The 1,093-nt window shown below is 35.4% G+C and carries 1 protein-coding gene; it reads left to right on the top strand.

All coding sequences use genetic code 11. From position 1 onward, the window contains the following. Positions 1-95 precede the first annotated feature (95 nt). The gene (locus FJR06_RS03025) at positions 96-923 is read left to right on the top strand and encodes an alpha/beta fold hydrolase (RefSeq protein WP_015078067.1); all 828 of its coding nucleotides are present in this window, start codon (positions 96-98) and stop codon (positions 921-923) included. Positions 924-1,093: the final 170 nt, after the last annotated feature.

A 1,093-nucleotide genomic window follows, 5' to 3' on the forward strand; every position in this document is an offset into this window, starting at 1 on the left:
AAATAGTTCTCCAAATGCTTCGCCCGTACAATTGTCAGTTGTCAGTTGTCAATTGACAATTGTTAGTTTTTAATTCTTAATTCTTAATTGTGACAATGAGTTATATAAATGTTCGGGGTGTTGATCATTATTACGAGTGGATGAAAAAATCATCAGATGTTATGAAACCGGTGATGGTTTTTTTGCATGGTTGGGCTGGTTCAGCAAGATATTGGCAAAGTACGGCTGAGGCTTTATTAGATAATTTTGATTGTTTATTATATGATTTACGGGGTTTTGGCCGTTCTCAATGTCAGCCTCATTTAAGTTATGAATTAACAGAATATGCGGAAGATTTGGCGGTTTTATTAAATGAGTTAAATCTTGATCGTGTTTATATTAATGCCCATTCTATGGGTGCTTCTATTGCTACTTTATTTTTTAATCGTTATCCCCAAAAAGTTGAAAAGGGAATTTTAACTTGTAGTGGAATTTTTGAATATGATGAAAAGGCTTTTTCTGCTTTTCATCAATTCGGTGGTTATGTAGTTAAATTCCGTCCCCAATGGTTAAGTAAAATTCCCTTGGCTGATAGAATGTTTATGGCTAGGTTTTTACATCGTTCTATTCCTAAAGCTGAACGACAGGCTTTTTTAGAAGATTTTATTAATGCTAATTATGATGCGGCTTTAGGGACTATTTATACTTCTGTTAGTCAAGAACAAGCGGAAACAATGCCGGGAGAATTTGCGAAATTAACTATCCCAACTTTGCTAATTGCTGGGGAATATGACATTATTATTCCGGCTAAATTAGGAAAAACAGCCGCGGCTTTAAGTGATAAGGTTGAATTAAATATTATTCCTAATACGGGACATTTTCCGATGTTGGAAGACGCAGAAACTTATTTGGCAAAAGTCAAAGAGTTTTTAAGTTGTTCGTAATTGGGTTTGAGCCTAAAATTATCTAAAAATAACCACAAATACTATATTAGTAGGTGAACGGAAAAAAACCGTAGACGCGGAGCGGCTTCTCGAAGAGTAATATGTAACGAAAAGTAAAATCGCCCAAACCCTCTTCACTCTTGCCTCTTGCCTCTTGCCTCTTGCCTAGT

It is taken from the genome of Dolichospermum sp. UHCC 0352 (assembly GCF_009711925.1).
Classification (GTDB): domain Bacteria; phylum Cyanobacteriota; class Cyanobacteriia; order Cyanobacteriales; family Nostocaceae; genus Dolichospermum; species Dolichospermum lemmermannii.